General features: G+C 61.9%; 17 protein-coding genes. 1 reads left to right on the top strand and 16 read right to left on the bottom strand.

Annotated features, from left to right (window positions below; translation table 11 throughout):
• From AKL29_RS45260 to AKL29_RS21640, 12 genes are all read right to left on the bottom strand, one after another.
• Positions 1 to 709, bottom strand: a 709-nt coding sequence (locus tag AKL29_RS45260) for a CgeB family protein (RefSeq protein WP_488230426.1), incomplete at its 3' end; no start/stop codon positions are given.
• Positions 706 to 1,818 (bottom strand): glycosyltransferase family 4 protein, encoded by a 1,113-nt coding sequence (locus AKL29_RS21690; protein ID WP_050385563.1) that lies wholly within the window; start codon positions 1,816 to 1,818, stop codon positions 706 to 708. The genes AKL29_RS21690 and AKL29_RS45260, both read right to left, overlap by 4 nt.
• On the bottom strand, positions 1,815 to 3,101 hold the full coding sequence (locus AKL29_RS21685) for a TIGR04295 family B12-binding domain-containing radical SAM protein (RefSeq protein ID WP_050385562.1): 1,287 nt from the start codon (positions 3,099 to 3,101) through the stop codon (positions 1,815 to 1,817). The genes AKL29_RS21690 and AKL29_RS21685 overlap by 4 nt, the downstream gene beginning before the upstream one ends.
• Entirely contained in the window at positions 3,098 to 4,165 is a 1,068-nt protein-coding gene (locus AKL29_RS21680) for an NAD-dependent epimerase/dehydratase family protein (protein WP_193395239.1), read from the bottom strand. Before AKL29_RS21680 ends, AKL29_RS21685 begins: the two co-directional genes overlap by 4 nt.
• Positions 4,162 to 5,274 carry an NAD-dependent epimerase/dehydratase family protein gene (locus AKL29_RS21675; protein WP_050385561.1) on the bottom strand — a complete coding sequence of 371 codons (1,113 nt, stop codon included), beginning with the start codon at positions 5,272 to 5,274 and terminating at the stop codon, positions 4,162 to 4,164. Before AKL29_RS21675 ends, AKL29_RS21680 begins: the two co-directional genes overlap by 4 nt.
• Positions 5,275 to 5,480: 206 nt before the next feature.
• On the bottom strand, positions 5,481 to 6,689 hold the full coding sequence (locus AKL29_RS21670; protein WP_050385560.1) for a phosphopentomutase: 1,209 nt from the start codon (positions 6,687 to 6,689) through the stop codon (positions 5,481 to 5,483).
• Positions 6,677 to 7,627 (bottom strand): glycoside hydrolase 5 family protein, encoded by a 951-nt coding sequence (locus AKL29_RS21665; protein WP_050385559.1) that lies wholly within the window; start codon positions 7,625 to 7,627, stop codon positions 6,677 to 6,679. Before AKL29_RS21665 ends, AKL29_RS21670 begins: the two co-directional genes overlap by 13 nt.
• Positions 7,624 to 8,391: a TIGR04290 family methyltransferase gene (locus AKL29_RS21660; RefSeq protein ID WP_050385558.1), complete on the bottom strand. Its 768-nt coding sequence runs from the start codon at positions 8,389 to 8,391 to the stop codon at positions 7,624 to 7,626. Before AKL29_RS21660 ends, AKL29_RS21665 begins: the two co-directional genes overlap by 4 nt.
• A 24-nt stretch (positions 8,392 to 8,415) precedes the next feature.
• Positions 8,416 to 9,177 (bottom strand): sugar phosphate nucleotidyltransferase, encoded by a 762-nt coding sequence (locus tag AKL29_RS21655; protein ID WP_050385557.1) that lies wholly within the window; start codon positions 9,175 to 9,177, stop codon positions 8,416 to 8,418.
• Position 9,178: 1 nt separating this feature from the next.
• A complete protein-coding gene (locus tag AKL29_RS21650) occupies positions 9,179 to 10,276 on the bottom strand; it encodes a CgeB family protein (protein ID WP_050385556.1) in 1,098 nt (365 codons plus the stop codon).
• Entirely contained in the window at positions 10,273 to 10,869 is a 597-nt protein-coding gene (locus AKL29_RS21645; RefSeq protein WP_050385555.1) for a histidine phosphatase family protein, read from the bottom strand. The genes AKL29_RS21650 and AKL29_RS21645 overlap by 4 nt, the downstream gene beginning before the upstream one ends.
• Positions 10,870 to 10,872: 3 nt before the next feature.
• Positions 10,873 to 11,967 carry an inositol-3-phosphate synthase gene (locus tag AKL29_RS21640; protein WP_050385554.1) on the bottom strand — a complete coding sequence of 365 codons (1,095 nt, stop codon included), beginning with the start codon at positions 11,965 to 11,967 and terminating at the stop codon, positions 10,873 to 10,875.
• A gap of 337 nt (positions 11,968 to 12,304) precedes the next feature.
• Between AKL29_RS21640 and AKL29_RS21635 the strand changes: the two genes are divergently transcribed.
• Entirely contained in the window at positions 12,305 to 12,544 is a 240-nt protein-coding gene (locus tag AKL29_RS21635; protein WP_050385578.1) for a hypothetical protein, read from the top strand.
• A gap of 257 nt (positions 12,545 to 12,801) precedes the next feature.
• On the opposite strand, the gene AKL29_RS42900 is transcribed toward AKL29_RS21635, so the two are convergent.
• From AKL29_RS42900 to AKL29_RS21615, 4 genes are all read right to left on the bottom strand, one after another.
• Entirely contained in the window at positions 12,802 to 13,413 is a 612-nt protein-coding gene (locus tag AKL29_RS42900) for a hypothetical protein (RefSeq protein WP_160321767.1), read from the bottom strand.
• A 128-nt stretch (positions 13,414 to 13,541) separates the two neighbouring features.
• A complete protein-coding gene (locus AKL29_RS21625; protein ID WP_050385552.1) occupies positions 13,542 to 14,339 on the bottom strand; it encodes a Crp/Fnr family transcriptional regulator in 798 nt (265 codons plus the stop codon).
• A 270-nt stretch (positions 14,340 to 14,609) separates the two neighbouring features.
• Positions 14,610 to 15,749, bottom strand: coding sequence for a DUF305 domain-containing protein (locus AKL29_RS21620; RefSeq protein ID WP_050385551.1), 1,140 nt, complete (start codon positions 15,747 to 15,749; stop codon positions 14,610 to 14,612).
• A 34-nt stretch (positions 15,750 to 15,783) separates the two neighbouring features.
• Positions 15,784 to 16,320 carry a hypothetical protein gene (locus AKL29_RS21615; protein ID WP_050385550.1) on the bottom strand — a complete coding sequence of 179 codons (537 nt, stop codon included), beginning with the start codon at positions 16,318 to 16,320 and terminating at the stop codon, positions 15,784 to 15,786.
• Between the last annotated feature and the right edge of the window lie 17 nt (positions 16,321 to 16,337).

Genomic DNA, 16,337 nt, shown 5'->3' with positions numbered 1-16,337 from the left:
TGCCGGCGGCCTCGATCACGCGCAATGCGGCGCTCGAGTAGCGCACGCCGTGAATTTCGCCGCATAATCCAAGCTGCGACACCGGACCAATCAAAAATTCGATGAGCTCGGCCGCGCGCTCGCCATCTCCCCAGTTTCCAATCCAGACCACATCGTTCCGTCGCCAGATGTGCGGCATCGGCCGATAAAGGCTGGTGTCCGCGGCCTCGTGCCAAGTGAAAGCGCGATTTGCCCAGCCGAGCTTTAGATAGATCTCGCGCAAGACCTCACCGAATGCGAGCACGCCATCGAAGCCCGACAGGTCGAAGCGGGCAAGCTCGTCGGGAGCGGTGACGGCGCGGTGATGAGTATCGTGAAACAACAATGTGTAGTTGCCCGATAGGACACGCCGCCGGCCGATCGTCCTGACCAGTTCGGGAGGATTCCACTCGTGCACGATTACGAGGCCGGCGTCATCCAGGGCCTCTTCAAGATCGAAATCGGGTTCATACAGCCTGATATCGATCCCAGGCAGCATCGCGGCGACTTCCTGGAGCGCCTGTTTGCCGCCGTCACGGAGCGCGTTGAGCCGACTCCAGCCATCGGCTGGTTCGTAAACGACGACGTCGTGTCCGAGCGCATCGAGCTCGCGCGCGATGCCGCGGAGGAAATGGGCATTGCCATTATTCCAGCACGAAGTGAACGCATGACAGAACAAGACGCATTTCATGCCGTCATCTCCAACGCGGACGCGTGCGGTTGGGCAACGCGAGCCGCCGGCAGGGCGGCATAGAGATCGTGATAGGCGCCGACCATTTGCGCCAATGAGTAACGTCGCGACCGCTCCTGTGCAGCGTGTTGAAGCCGCTGACGCCAATCATAGTCGGCGCAGAGCCGTTGCACCGTGTGGTTCAGCTCGCGCCCGTCTGCCGGATCGACGAAGAGGGCGGCGTCATCCCAGAGTTCGCGAAATGTCGGAATATCCGAGAGAACCAGCGCGCAACCGGCCGATGCGGCTTCCAGCACCGCGAGGCCGAACGGTTCATAAAGCGCCAGGCTTACAAAGATCGCCGCCTGCTTCATGCGGGCCTGCAGCGCATCGTGATCAAGTGACCCGAGCCAGATGGGGCCGGCCGGGACATCCCCCGAAGTGGGGCCGGCCATCAGCAGCGGCCATTCCAGTTCTCGCGCGAGCTCTGCGATGGCGGAGACGTTCTTGGCACGGTCCCAAAGCCGTCCTGCGGCCAGCAGAAAGGCACGTTTGGGTGTCGGCAGAGAGGCAGGCAGCGTGCCATTCCAAATCACGACACCAGGCGCGTTCGGGCAGTAGAGCTCATGAATGGCGTGCTGTAATTTTCGGCTGGGGCTTACCCAGTGGTCAGCCGCATTGAGGCCGTCCCGGACTGCCGTGGTGTAGCGTTGCCACGCCGGTTCAGCGAGCCAAGCGGTATCGTTGCAGGCCCGCGCCCAAGTATTCGCGCAGGAATGCGCGACCACGATCGTCGGCGCCATCCATTCGAAAGAGGCCTCGCGGAAGCTATTGAGGTGAATGACATCAGGCCGGATATGCGATTCCAGACCGGCGAGTACGCGTTTGGCGTTGGGAACGTCGTTTCCGCCCGGGTCCTGCCATTCCAGCGCGAGATCCGTCTCGATCAAGTGAACACGAAAATCGCGCAACATGCGGCGCTGTTCGGTACCAGGAGACGGCCCCATCGTGACAAGATGGACATCCGCGCCCATGCTGACCAATGCGGTGGCGAGCATGCATGAGAAACTCCAGACGCCACCGACGGCATCGGTCGTCATCATAATGGTGAGGCGCGAAGTCCGGGTCATGGCGCAACCTGCAGCTCGAGCGCGGCGAGGGGGATCGGACGGTCTTCCTGCACATCGCTGAATTGATCGAATATCGAGAGGTAGTGCTGGTGCGCTCGCTCCCAGGCGAAGTCGTCCGGCTCGCCCCAGAGCTTTCGATAGTCCGGCGAACCCGGATAAGGATAGATCGGCACGGGATCGTTGGCCCAAACGCCCGCATCCTGCATCTGGCGCCGCCAACGTTGGACGACCGGATCATCATCTTCGGGCATCTCGATCAGGTTGGCCTGCACGAAGGGAACGTGCCGGCGAGCCTCGACGAGCCTGTCCGCCAGCTCATCCGTTGTCATCTTGCAGTTCTTGGCCAACGCTTCGCGGCCCTCCGGCGTCAGGCTTTCCACGCCAGCTTCGATCGATACACAGCCGGCGCGGCCGAGCAGCGCCAGCATCTCGGGCTTCCAGAGATCGATTCGGGTCTGGATGCCGAACTTGATGCCGCGGGTGGTCAGCCCGTGCAGAAGTTCGGCGTTCGGCAGGAATATCTCGTCGATGAAGTAGAGGTACTCGAGGCCGTGTCGCCGCAGGCCATCGATCTCGTCGAGAACCGTCACTGCAGGACGCCGGCGATAGGCATTGCGGAAATTCTCCTTGGCGCAGAACGTGCAGTTGTAGGGGCACCCCCGCGAGGCCTCGACCTCGGCGCCGGGGCCGGCGGGTTCCGCCTCGAACCGGTGATGATGGTGATGGTGGCGCCGGATCATCTCGGCCGGCCATCGCAGCGCGGGCTGATCCTTGAAGGCGACCGCCTGTGGGCCGCCGTTGACCCGAACGGTTCTGCCTTCGAGGAAGCAGAGCCCGGCGAAATCGCGTTCGCCGTTGGCAAGGCGCAACAGGGCCTGCTCACACTCGCCCATCACGATGATATCGACGCCGAGTTTGCGCAGCGCCGTCCTTGGCGTCGTCGATCCGTGCGGACCAAGGGCGACCAGCGTTGGCGCCAGACCAGACAGCGAGAGCAAGAGCTGCTGCGGGATGCGCAGCTCGGGCGGCGCGCAGCGCCAGAACAGATAGGTCGGCGCAGTGGTGACCGCGATCAGATCGGGCCTGAAGGCGCGGAGCTCGGCCTCGACGTCGTGATGCGAGAGGTCGAACATATGCGCGTCGAGCAACAGCGTCGGATGCCCGGCTTCGCGCAGATAGTGCGCCGAGACGCCGAACTCGATCGGCAAGTGCGGCTGGCGGCAACCGAAGTAGATGCTGCCGTGGAAATTCCAGTTTGGATTGATCAGAGCAACACGGGTCATGCCGAGGCTCCCTTGTGTGCGACGGATGGTCCGAACCGGCCGTAGAGCCAGGCATGCAGCGACTGCAGGCCCTCGCGCAGCGGAACCTTTGGCGTCCAGCCCAGCCTCTCGGTGAGCGCGCTGGTGTCGGTGACGTACCAAGGCTGGTCGCCGGGCCGCCAGTCGGCGAACCCGTATTCCACCTCACGGCCGGTCAGCCGCGCAATCTCATCGATCAGTTCGAGCAAGCTTACTGCGTTGGAGGCGCCGCCGCCGAGATTGAACACGCGACCATGAGTGAGTGCTATCCGATCGAGCGCCGACAGCCAGGCCTCGACGGCATCGCTGACGTGCAACGCGTCGCGCACCTGATATCCGTCACCATAGATCGTCAGGGCCCGGTTCTCGATCGCACTCCTGAGGAAATGAGCGATCCAGCCTTGATCCTCGGTGCCGAACTGCCGGGGTCCGTAAATGCAGCTCATCCGCATCACGACAGTTTGCAACCCGAACACCCGAGCGTAGTCGTGCACATACTGGTCAGCGGTCCCTTTCGAACAGCCGTACGGACTATAGAAATCGAGCGGCGCGCCTTCGGAGATGCCTTGAGCCATGCCATCCGCGACCGGCATGTAGCGCCGGTCCACGCGCGTAACGCCACTCTCATCGCCAAGCCGGCCGTAGACCTTGTTCGTCGAGGCGAACAGGACCGGCGCTGCCGGATTATGCAGGCGGACGGCTTCGAGCACGTTGACGGTGCCCCGCGCGTTCGTCTCGAAATCGCCGGCCGGATCGGACAGACTGTCGGTTACGGCCACCTGGGCCGCGAGGTGCAGCACAGCGTCCGCGTCCCGAACGGCATCGATGACGGGAATCGGATCGCGAATGTCGGCGACGACGATCTCGACCTGTCCGCCATGTCTCGACTTGAGCCAGTGCGCGTTCTCGCGAACGCCGGCGCGGGCGAGATTGTCGAACACGATCACGGAATCGCCGCGGGCCGCAAGCCGGTCGGCAAGGTTGCAGCCGATGAAGCCGCAGCCACCAGTGACGAGTACGGGTCTGTTTTGCCTTGAGTTCATCATGCCACCAGACCCCGACGTGACAGTTCCTCGGCAGCCCGCTCGGCATGATCGTCGGCGATCTGGTCGGCAAGGTAGCCGGCGAGCTCGTCCAGCCCATCTTCGAAGGTGACGCTTGGTGTGAAACCCAGCTCGGCAGTTGCTTTGCCGATGTCGGCGAAGCAATGACGGATGTCGCCGGCACGATATTTTCCGGTGATCTCGGGCGCGATGTCGGTTCGCCCCATGACTTCGGCGAGGCTCTCTGCGACTGACAGGATCGTCCGGCTCTGACCTGAACCGATGTTGAAGACCGCGGACACGTGGTTCGATTCGAGCGCAAGACGGCAAGCTCGCGCCACGTCGCTGACGTGGACAAAGTCCCGGCGCTGCAGGCCGTCCTCGAACACCAGGGGCGGCCTGTTGTTCAGCAGCCTCGCGGCGAAAATCGCCAGAACGCCCGTGTAGGGATTCGATAGAGCCTGGCGCGGACCGAACACGTTGAAGAAGCGGAGCGCTACGGTCGGGATGCCATAAGCGTTTCCCGTGATCAGGCACATCCGTTCCTGGGCATATTTATTCAGGGCATAGATCGAGCTGAGGCATGGTGGCTTGGATTCGGGCGTGGGCACCGGCTCCAGGCTCCGGCCCGCGCCGTCTCGCAGCTCCCATTCGCCGTCGCGAAGCTGTTCGATCGAGCGGTCGCCGGCGGCGTACGCGCCATGATCGATCCTTTGATACAATCCCTCTCCGTAGACGCTCATTGAGGACGCGACGACAAGACGCTCCACACGGTGTCGAGACAGGGCCTGGAGCAGCTGCGCCGTGCCGAGCTCGTTGGTCCTGACGTAGGATGCGATGTCATACATGCTTTGACCGACGCCGACCGATGAGGCCAGATGCAGCACCTTGTCCACGCCGCGCAGCGCGCGCTCGACGGCGCGCTCGTCCGTGATGTCGCCGACAACGAGGTCTGTATCCTTGTTCAGGTAGAATGGGCGTTCGCCATCCGGGCCATGAACCTGCGGGGACAGATTGTCCAGCAACCGGACCTCATGGCCGGCTGCGAGCAGCGCGTCGGCAGCATGTGAGCCTATGAATCCCGCACCGCCCGTAATCAAAACACGACTCATGCGTCGTTGCTCCCTGTCGAGATGAGGCCAGACCGTGGGACTGGCCGGGAGATGAGAGTGGAAGCGCGCTATGAAAATGGTCGATTGACCGCGCGCCAATCACATTTGGAAGAAAGACGCGGGCGGAGGAATGTTCGTTCCTGCGAAATGTACAAACAATAATTTGTCTAACCTGGATCAATAACCTGAGTGAAGAGGTGCGAAGCTCAGAATGCCGTGCCGTGCGCGAGGGGCGCCAGGCCAAGATGCCGCGCAATGGTTGCTGCGATATCCGAGAAGCCGCCGCGCTTGCCGATGGACCAGGTTCGATCGTTTGCTCGCGCCAGGATCGGCACCTGTTCGCGGGTATGATCCGTTCCGCTCCAGGTGGGATCGCAGCCGTGATCGGCAGTTATGATCAGGAGATCGTTGGCTTTCAAACGCAACAGCAATTCGGGAAGGCGACGGTCGAACTGCTCGAGCGCGGCAGCATATCCGGCGACGTCGCGTCGATGACCGTAGAGAGTGTCGAAGTCGATGAAATTTGCAAATAGCAGCCCGCCGTCCTTGAGATCGTTGATTGCCTCTAGCGTGCAGTCGAACAGGGCATCGTTGCCGTCGCCGCGCTTGTTACGGCCGGTGCCGCGATGTGCGAAAATGTCGTCGATCTTGCCGATCGAAACGACGTCGCGGCCGTCATCAGCTGCAAGGTCGAGAATCGTTCGTTCGGGTGGTGGGACGGAAAAATCGCGGCGATGTGCTGTCCGCTTGAACTGTGCGGCTGCTGACCCGATGAAGGGGCGGGCAATGACGCGGCCGATATTGAGAGGATCGACCAGGCGGCGAGCGACCGCGCATGTGTGGTAGAGGCGCTCGAGCCCGAACGTCTGCTCGTGGGCGGCAATCTGGAAGACGCTGTCGGCAGAGGTGTAGCAGATCGGCTCACCGGTCTGCATATGGCGCTCGCCAAGCTCGTGGATAATCTCCGTGCCAGAAGCATGACAATTCCCAATGATGCCGATGACACCGGTTTCCTCGCAAAGACGCTCGACGAGGTCCTCGGGGAAGCACGGCCTTGTCCTTGGAAAGTAGCCCCAGTCGAACGGGACCGGCACACCGGCGATCTCCCAATGCCCCGAGGAAGTATCCTTGCCCTTCGAAAGCTCGCTGGCGCAGCCGAACATGGCGCGTGGATGCACCGGGCCGCCGAGTTCCGGCGGAACACGACCAGTGGCGAGGCGGCAGGCTTGCCCGAGTCCCAAGCCGACGAGGTTTGGTATTGCAAGCGGACCTTTGCGAGCATCGTTGTCGGCCGTGCCACGCGCGCAGGCTTCGGCGATGTGGCCGACCGTGTCGGCGCCGTGATCGCCGTATAGCTCGGCGTCGCGGGCCATACCGATTCCGACCGAATCCATGACGAGGATCAAAGCGCGCATATCGGCTTGCCTTCCGGTTCAGGGGTCGCTGGTGACGGTACCGCGCCGGTCCTCGCACAATAGCGCTCGACCATCTGCGCGCAGAAGTCGGCGAACTCGTTTGCATCTAGCGGCGGACTGGTATGGTGCGATGCGATGCCGCGATGTTCAGGCGTGAAGCAAAATGTCACGGTCACGTCGAACTCGGCGAGCGTTTCCATCTGTCGGTCGAACCAGGCGAGCGCATCGGGACGAAAACTATCGGCCCATGACAGTCCGGTTCGCAGATGTCTGACACCAAGCCGACGCATCCAGCCTGCCGCGTCCTGCAACCGGTGGTCCTCGAAGTGGAACCACTGACACAATCCTATCATCGGAGCGTATCGCTCATAGAGTTTCAGCGCTTGCTTGGGCGATCCATCCTCACGCAGCAGGCCCATATGGAAATGCCTGTAGTATGAGGAGCCTTCCGCTTCCCGGTGGCGGGTGGTCGCTTCCCAGGTCGATGGCAGATCGTACAGGCTGTACCAGTGGATGCGCGGGGCGCGGCCGATCAGGAGGTCGGCGGTGCGCTCGAGGCCCCAAGCCTGCACCTGCTCGGCGCCAAAAGATGACGCGCCCACTTCTGTTACCCAGACGGGAAGCGCAACTTCAGCCCGGATTTCGGCGAGCTTGCTCGGCCACTGGTCGATCTGCCAAAGATTCCAGTCCAGCGGGAAGCCGTGCACCGCCACTGCGTCGGCATGATCCAGCACGCCGCGCATCTGCATGGTGCGCATGAAGCCGGGATCGATCGGCGAGATGCCACCGAGAACCCGCGTCAATGTGGGATGCGCGCTGCGGATGGCCTTGCCGGCGGCGATCGCCAACTCGGCAAATCGCGTCCAATCCGGATCGAGCGATATGTCCCAATGCGATTTGTTATTCGGCTCATTCCAGATCTTGGCGGCTTCGATCATCGCGCGGTTACCTCTTCCGAAAGAATCGGTGTCACGGGCTCGCGCTGCGCGAGCCGCTTGCAGAGGTAGACCTCATCCTCGGGATGGGCGGTAATCGAAAAGCCGGAACTCCGCAGCATGGCCTCCACGCAGGCGCGGTTCGGCACCCACCAGTTCGTCGGGTCTTCGGCATATTTGTGCTCGATGAAGTGCAGCTTCGGATAGCCGGGCGAGTCGAACTGATCGGTCGTCCAGAAGTCGTAATCCTTGTCGATGTTGTCGACGCCGCTGTCGCCGCGTTGCATGGACTGGAACAGCAGCAGGTCGGCCGCGACGTGCTCGTGGATCAGGTCAAGCGCGAGCAGTGGGTGCCTGAGGTGATACAAGACCCCCATGAAGATCACGAGATCGAACTTTTCGCGGAGCTGGCCGACATCGTAGGCCGAGAGCTTGCGGAATTCGATATCGAGGCCGGTCACTTCAGCGGCAAACCGCGCCTGCGCCAGATAGTCTTCGTCGGTATCAAGTCCGAGCACGCGCGCGGCGCCACGGCGCTTCATTTCGAGCGCGTAGAATCCCGCATTGCAGCCGATGTCGAGAACCGTTTTGCCCTCGAGATTGGCGGGAATAACTTCGGCGAAGTGGCGCCACTTCACACGCGGATAGTCGCCGAGGAAATGCGACGGAGCAGTGCTGATCCCGTTGAGGTCGAGATTGTGGAACCACGGTCCGAGTGCATCGATTCGCTGTCGAATTTCTTCTCGGGAGAGTGGAGCACTCGTCATGCGATTCCTCGTCTGTTGGTATCCCTAAAGGCGCGCGCGAGGTGGTCGGCCATGGTCAGCGGCCTCGACGGCGTCAGACAGCAGCGCGATCGCCGCGCGGTAACCATTGACGGTCCCGACGTCGACGTAGGCATCGCCGGCCTTCACCCCGACGCCGCGGCCGCCGGCCGCAAGATAGGCGTTCACCAACGTCCCGAAATATTCGTCGCGGCGCTCCGGCAACGCCCACAATTGCCGGAGATCGCGAAAGCCTGCCGCCGACATTCGGAAGGCGCCCCAAATCCACTTCGTGGTGGCATCGGGTCGCTTGACCTGGATTTCCTGGACCTGCTCGTCCTCGAGTACGACCGCATCGAAAAATTCGGGATGTTCGACAGGAAACAGAAGGAACGAGAGATCGATCTCAGGCAGTTCACGCAGGGCGGTCTTGGGAAACCAGATCGTGTCGGGTAAGCCCACCACAACGTCTTCACGGTCCCCGACCACCGTGCTTGCCCGGAAGACAGCGTCACACAAACCGGACGCGCTGGGCTGGACTACGTAAGCCAACTGCGCAGTGTGGTAGTGGTCGCCAAAATATTCGAGGATGTCGGATTTTCCGGGCGAAATGACGAAGCAGATCTTGTCGGCGCCCCCTAGGATCAGTCGCTCAACCAGATATTCCGCTACTGCACAGGGGCGATCCGCTCCGTTGTCATGCCGACTCCCGACCGGCAGCAACTCCTTCGAAAACGCCAGTGGCTGGATACGGCTGCCGCGGCCGGCGGCCGGTACGATGCCCCACATCTCAGGCCTCCATCGGCTGGGTTCGACGATTGTTGGCTGCGGCCTGTTCCAGCAACGCGATCAGCTCGTGGGCGCGCCGCTCCGACGAGTGCTGCTCCAGGACACGCTCTTGGGCGCGCCGGGCGATGCGCTGCAATTCGGAATCGTCCATCTCCAGAGCGGCAAGGACGCCGTCGGAAGTGTGTCCGAGCAGGATCTCTTGATTTGGAGTCAAGAACTCTTCGAGTCCCGCCCACGCATCGCTGATCAGAGGCGCGCCGCAGGCTGCAGCCTCAAACAATCGTCCCGATGGACACCAGCCCATCTCGGCCATTGCGCTTCGCGTGACGTTGAGCGTGAGGCGCGAGGAGGCGAAGAACGGCGCGTGCTCTGAAGGAGGCAAGTGGCGGACGAAGTAGACGTTCGGCGACCACGGAAAATCGTCGGGGTACTGCGCGCCCGCAATCAGGAAACGAAGATCTTGCCGCTCGTGCGCCGGAGCGACAAACAGGTTCTCCAGCGCGCGCTGGCGATCCTTCGAGTATGTGCCGAGATAGGACAGCGCGGCCCGATAGTGCGGTTGTGGAGCGACTGGATGATGCACGTCGGCGTCGACGTGACCATAGAGGGGACGGACGTTTTCCGCTCCCAGACCGCGAAATTCTTCCAATATCCGCGGCCCGCCGGTGAAGCTCAACACCAGCTTGAACCCTGCGAGGCCGGATGTTCCGATGTACGGAACGGACTCGCCCGACCTCAGGTGGGCCAGTGTGATCGGTGTATCCAGGTCATAAAAGACCGGGAGCGCATGATCCCTTCCAACGATCAGCTCGGTCGCGGCGATGGCGTCGGGACAGTATGATGTGACGATCGCGGCGTCGGCAGCGAGCACGTCGGCATACGCGCGGTCACGGATATCGTGCCATGACGCGAACAGCTCAAGGCGGCCGCCGGGCAGCTCGAAGAGGTCCCTTGCTCCGGCATAATACGGGACATTGCGCTCATAGAACACGATGCCGTGACCAAGCCGGGTGAGATGCTTGCAGAGACCGCGCCACAGGGTGGCATGACCGTTTCCCCAGGAGGACGAGATCGTCAGGCCAAAAATCACGATCTTCATGCCGCCACCCGAATGCTGCTGCACATGACTTGGGTGCGGGATCCGTCGAAGGTCAGTGTGCTGATGCTGGCAGGATCGACTTCGATCGAGAGAAAATCGTCGAGCGGGATGCCCTGGTAGTAGAGCAATGCCGCGCGAATGGTCTCCGCATGGCTGACCAGGGCGATGGTCGTTGCGCAATCGTCGTTATGCAATCGTTCAAGATACGCGACGATCCGTTGTTGCAGTGCTTCCATCGTCTCGCCGCCGGGCGGGCAACTGCTTGCACGCTGCGTGTTCCATTTCGACCAGCTCGGATCGCATTGAAGTTGGGCGAACGGCAGGCCTGTCCACCTCCCATAATCGATTTCGTCGATCTCGGTGGCAGTCTGCACCGGTAGGCCCAAGGCGTAACTCAAAATCTCAGCCGATTGCTGGGCGCGCAGTTGCGGGCTGGATTGAATGACGTCGGGTGAAGGGTGCAGCAGCTCGGCACAGCATGCCATCTGCCGGCGGCCCAGCGCATCGAGCGACACGCCCGGCATCCGACCGCAGAGCCTATGCCCAAGCAGCGGGTGATGGCCGTGCCGGATCAGGTGAATGGTCTTGGCCATCGGTCACTGTCCCTCGTCGATGAAGGCACGCGTGCGCCGGCGAGCCTCCTCGTCGGTGAACTGTTGTGGGGGCGATTTCATGAAATAGCTCGAAGGGCCGGTCAGGGCCCCGGCGATTCCGCGGTCCATCGCGAGCTTGGCGCAGCGAACGGCATCGATCACGACGCCCGCGGAGTTCGGCGAATCCCAGACCTCGAGTTTGACCTCGGCCGAAAGCGGAACTCCGCCGAAAGTGGTTCCCTCCAGACGGATGAAGGCAAGCTTGCGGTCGGTGAGCCACGGGACGTGATCGCTCGGGCCAACGTGAACATTGTCCGCATCCATTGGTACGTCGAACTGACTGGTGACGGCCTGGGTCTTCGAGATCTTCTTCGAAGTGAGGCGATCGCGCTCCAGCATATTCTTGAAATCGGTATTGCCGCCGACATTCAGCTGGTATGTTCGGTCCAGCCGGACGCCCCGTTCGCGAAACAGATTGGCAAGCACGCGGTGCACGATCGTGGCGCCGACCTGGCTCTTGATGTCATCGCCGATCAGCGGAAGGCCGGCTTCCTCAAAACGACGGCGCCAGGACGGATTGGACGCAATGAAAACAGGAATGCAATTGACGAATCCGCAGCCCGCTCCAATCGCCTGTTCGGCATACCACTCACCGGCGCGCTGCGAGCCGACCGGCAGATACGAGACCAGCACATCCGTCCGTGATTTCATCAGGGCGTCAACGACATCGACTGCCGGCGTGTCATCTACCGGAATGTCGCTTTCGAGGTAGCGGCCGACGCCGTCGAGCAGCGGACCCTTTTGCACGACGACACTGGTCCGCTCGACATCACAGAACCGGTGCGTATTGTTTGGTGCGGCTCCGATTGCGTCGGCCACGTCACGGCCAACCTTATTGACATTGACGTCGAAGGCGGAGCTGATCTCGATGTCGCTGATGTGATACCCACCGACATTTGCATTCATCAGGCCGGGCACCGGCTCATTCGACGTGGCCCCCCTGTAATAGGCGAGGCCCTGCACGAGTGAGCTCGCGCAGTTGCCAACCCCAACGATGCCGACCCGAACGCGCCGCCGGTCCTGAAGGCGTGAATGCATTTGCGGTGATCCTCCGGAAGTGTGCACGGGAAAACGTAAGTACGTCGGCGAACGTACCGCCGGGTATGTTCGTTCCTGAGTAGATCCCGTGGGGACCGCCAACATCGCGGTTTGTGCCGCATAAATCGAATTCGCTTAACTCAGGATAGTATTGGGAGGCAGTTCGACGGAACGATCTTCATCCTGGATGAAGATGAAGAAGATGATGCTCCGGTGCGGATTCCAGGGACGCTGCGTTTGTGACAACTCGCTAAGAACAAATTGCGCCAAGCGGCGTTTCGCCGAAGAGCCCGACTGGCTCACACAATCAGAACCAGATAGCGCGCGAGATAGGACAATGACGCAAAGCCACACCAAGGTGGGAGAAACCGAAGCCCACACCACCACGGATCACAACGCAATCCGGCATTGGGCCGAGTCACGGCACGGCCGGCCGGCGACGGTTGAAGCGACTGAGGAAGATGGCCATGCAGGAATCCTGCGTATCGACTTCGATCCCACGGACGAAGGGCTTGATCGAATCGGTTGGGACGAATTCTTCCGTAAGTTCGACGAGGCCGACCTTGCATTTCTCTAGCAGGATCGCACCAAGGACGGGAAGACCAGCCGCTTCCACAAGTTCGTTCGGCGGTCCAGCGCGAAGTGAGCGGGCCGGCCGTCGCCTCGACTGATCGGTCGGCGGATGCCGGACAGGACTGGATTGATGCGATGCGAGCCTGCGATCTCGACCGCGCATGGGCGATCAATGATCGCGATCTGGCGCGACTGTGGGGACCGGGCCTAGATAAGCATAGTGGACCTCGCCATCTGCAGCGGATCTGGCGCGGCGAGGAGCTACGAGGCAAGAGCGTCCTGGTTCGTTGCTATCACGGGCTCGGAGATACGATCCAGTTCATCCGTTTCATGCCCGCATTGCGCGCAATTGCGCGTGAAGTAACGGTCTGGTGCCAGCCGCCGTTGCTTGCGCTGATCGGTCGAGCCGATGGTGTCGATCGTGCCATCCCGCTTCACGACGGAGTGCCTGACGTCGAATTTGATGTCGATATCGAAATCATGGAGGTGCCGCACGCCATCAGGGCAGACCGAAATCAGATCGCATTTCAGAGGCCGTATCTCAGCCTGTCGCCTACCACAGCGCGATTTCAGCGGAGCGGTAGAGGTCGAGCGGCAGTAGGCCTGGTTTGGGAAGTGGGCGCGTGGGATAAGCGGAGAGAGATTCCGGCCGCCGAGTTGCAGCGTCTCCGCGCATCCGACATCGACTTGTACTCCCTGCAGCTCGGGCCGGGAGCCGCAATGGCGCGAGCCATCGGTGCACGAGACATCAGCACCGCGGATATTTGTTTGCTGGGCCAGCGGATGGCTCAATTGGATCTTGTCATCTGCGTGGATACGATGATCGCGCATCTCGCCGGCGCGCTCGGGCTCGAGGTGTGGGTCCTTCTGCATGCCGACTGTGACTGGCGCTGGCCTGCATCTGGTGAACGTTCCATTTGGTACCCGACGGCGCGGTTGTTTCGCCAGCGAAGGCCGGGCGAATGGGGACCTGTCATCGAAGAAGTCCAGAATGCGCTCAGTCAGCGCAGCGAAGCTGCGTTGGCGACTGCATCGGCTGATCTTGCCGCCGGCGGCTCTGCTGGTTCGACCTCGTCGAGCACCGGTAACCGCAGATAGGCTGGATTGAATCCGGCCAGACGGACCAAGCCGTGCCAGTTCGTGATCGTAATGGTTTTCGAATGCCATTGCAGCAGGTTGCTGCGGCGAAGTTCCTGGATGGTCCGGTTGGCGTGAACGGCCGATATGCCGCAGGCCGCCGCGAGCTCGGATTGCGTGAAGGGGAAGGGAATGCATAAGTCTCTCGCCAGACCGACGGCGCGCAGTCGCGTGGCTATTTCGCATATGAGATGCGCGACGCGTTCGAGCGCATCGCGGCTGCTCACGTTCAGGATCCAGTCCCTCGAGCTCGCAGCGTCGATCAGAATGAGTCGCAATAGCGAGCGCCAGAGTGACGGCGAAAGCTCGGCCAGTTCCCAGAAGAAGCGGTGAGGAACCGACGCGACAACCGCGGGGCCAACCGTCACGAGGTCGTAGTCAACTTGGAGATCATGGACCGTATAAAGGTCCGGAACGTCGCCGGGGACATGGATCGAGATGATTCTGCGATCGCGCCCCTCAGAATCCTGCCAGCATAGATATCCCTGAAGCAACAAATGACAATGTGTTGGAAGTTCACCTCGCTGCATAAGGCGATGGCGAGAGCTGTAGTGGTTGATACTGCTCGGCATCTTCGCCAACAGATCGAGATTATCTGATGACAGGGTGCCCACTGCCGCCAGGCGTTCGGCGAACCTTGAGAACGGAAATCCTGCTTGCATGACTACGCTTGGGAATAGCTGACCATTGCATCTTAGCAAGAGCGGACGACGCGGCATTAACTTAAGACACGTGGTGTACAGAGCGAGGCGGCGGGGTGGTTCGAGGGAGCGATGCACTCTGATTGAGACCGCCGATATGGGGCACCGGACGATGCGGATCGTGCCGGCAAAAGATGACGTACCTCAAGGAAAGTTGATCGCTCGACCGCCGATTGCCACGCGTCGTTGCATCCTTTGGCCGCCGACTGAATGCCGCTCGCCAAGCGGAGCCTAGTTAACATTGTCAGAAAACATATTGCGATAGGCGTCAGCGACGACGGCGGCTCCGCTCGCGCCATGCATCAAAGCAATTTCGCCTTGCTGCTCGTGACGGACGGCGTGCGCCATGATGCGGAGCCGCAGGTCGCCGCGACTGCGCCACTCCTGGTCGGCCATCTTGACGGCGCCCTTGTGATGCAGCGTCATCATACGCACGAACACTGCATCGAATGTGTCGGATGAGGCGTTGCGAACCTCTCGCAGCTGTTGGGTGGTCAGAAAGCCCGGCATGCGGGCGCGCTCGTCGTCCGTGCAGTCCGGCATTGAAGTCTCGAACCAGCTTTGCCACCAGCGCTCGAATATGCGGTTCTCGCCGGCCTGGCTCGCGACCATCAATCCAGCAAGGGCCCGAAGATGGGGATCACGGGCGCGTTCAGCACCGAGCCGCGCGAGCTCGATACCCTGGGTATGATGGGTCGTCATGTGGCGGATGTAGAGTTGATCCGAATCCAGATCGCCGCCGGCCCATGGAAACTCGCGGCCGGTCGCACTGGCGAACGCCGCGACGGAAAGCACGGTGATGACGAGGACGGCTGCTGTAGCCCAGCGGCGGCCGAATCGCGCATCGCGAGCCGGCACGCATCCGGCGGGCCACCGCAGCCAGACAAATAGCGGGTACATCATGGCCGAGGAGGCGTGAACAAGCAATCCGATCCAGTAGGGCTGCTGCAGCGTGAACAGTGGCTGGAAGAACGGGAATAATGGGACCAGAACGAACCATTCCGTTGCGGACGACAGGATCGCCCAAGGCAGTGCGGCGACCAGGATCTGCATCGGTGTCAGGTGAAAGGTCCAACGGCCGAGCAGGCCAAAGAATACGAGCGCCCAGGAGAAGTCGGCCCATTGGTGGAATGCAATGCCGAAAAGGATCGCGCTCCACGACGGCTCTGGGCCGAGCACCCAGTCGCGTCCCGGAATCGCGGCGACCGTCATCCAGTCGACAGCGGCATCGCGGCCGATCCGCGCGGCAGCCAGTTGGCTGACGATGGTGGAGAAACTGCTGCTGATCAAGCCGAGCTCGGCCGCGGCGAGCCAGCGCGATTTACCGCCCGGGGTCGCCGTGCTTCGATCTGCCCCGGCTAGTACGGCCATCGGTCCGCCCTACGTTGGCGTACGCGGTGCGCACTCAGGATGCTACGGTCTTCGTGCGCGATAGCAGCTCCCGAGCTGAGTTCCTTGCCGCCGCCAGCCCCTTTGGGAAGCCGGTGCGGTCCGGATACAGGCGGCGGCGCCCGATTTGCGGTCGCCGCGTCGTTTCCTGTGCGCCGCGGTAGTCCAGCAAGGCGATGCCGCCGATCATCAGCAAGGCGAGCGCGACGTTGTGTTTCTTCGGATTGTCCCGATTCATGGCGGACATCAATGCCGCGGCGTCGAGTCCGTCTCCGGCGACCCGGCTCCACAGGCCGGCATTGCGGTCGACCGACAGCGACATGATGCCGCTGAAGATTTCCCGCAGACCGAACGCGCGCACCAGGGTTTCGTCGCCCTGCATGCCGAGCGGCCCCGTGATGCGGCGCGGGGCGAGGAGTTCGAGAGCGCCCAGCCCGATGCTGAACCAGCCAAGTGAGCGTGCCAGGCGGTCCGCCGGGGGAATATGACGGGGTCCGCTGCGTACGATCTTCGGATCGCCCTTCGAGCGCATGATGTTGGCAACATAGTACATGGTGTCAGCTCTCGCTT

It is taken from the genome of Bradyrhizobium pachyrhizi (assembly GCF_001189245.1).
GTDB lineage: Bacteria > Pseudomonadota > Alphaproteobacteria > Rhizobiales > Xanthobacteraceae > Bradyrhizobium > Bradyrhizobium pachyrhizi.
This window is presented reverse-complemented; position numbering and strand designations above follow the sequence as displayed.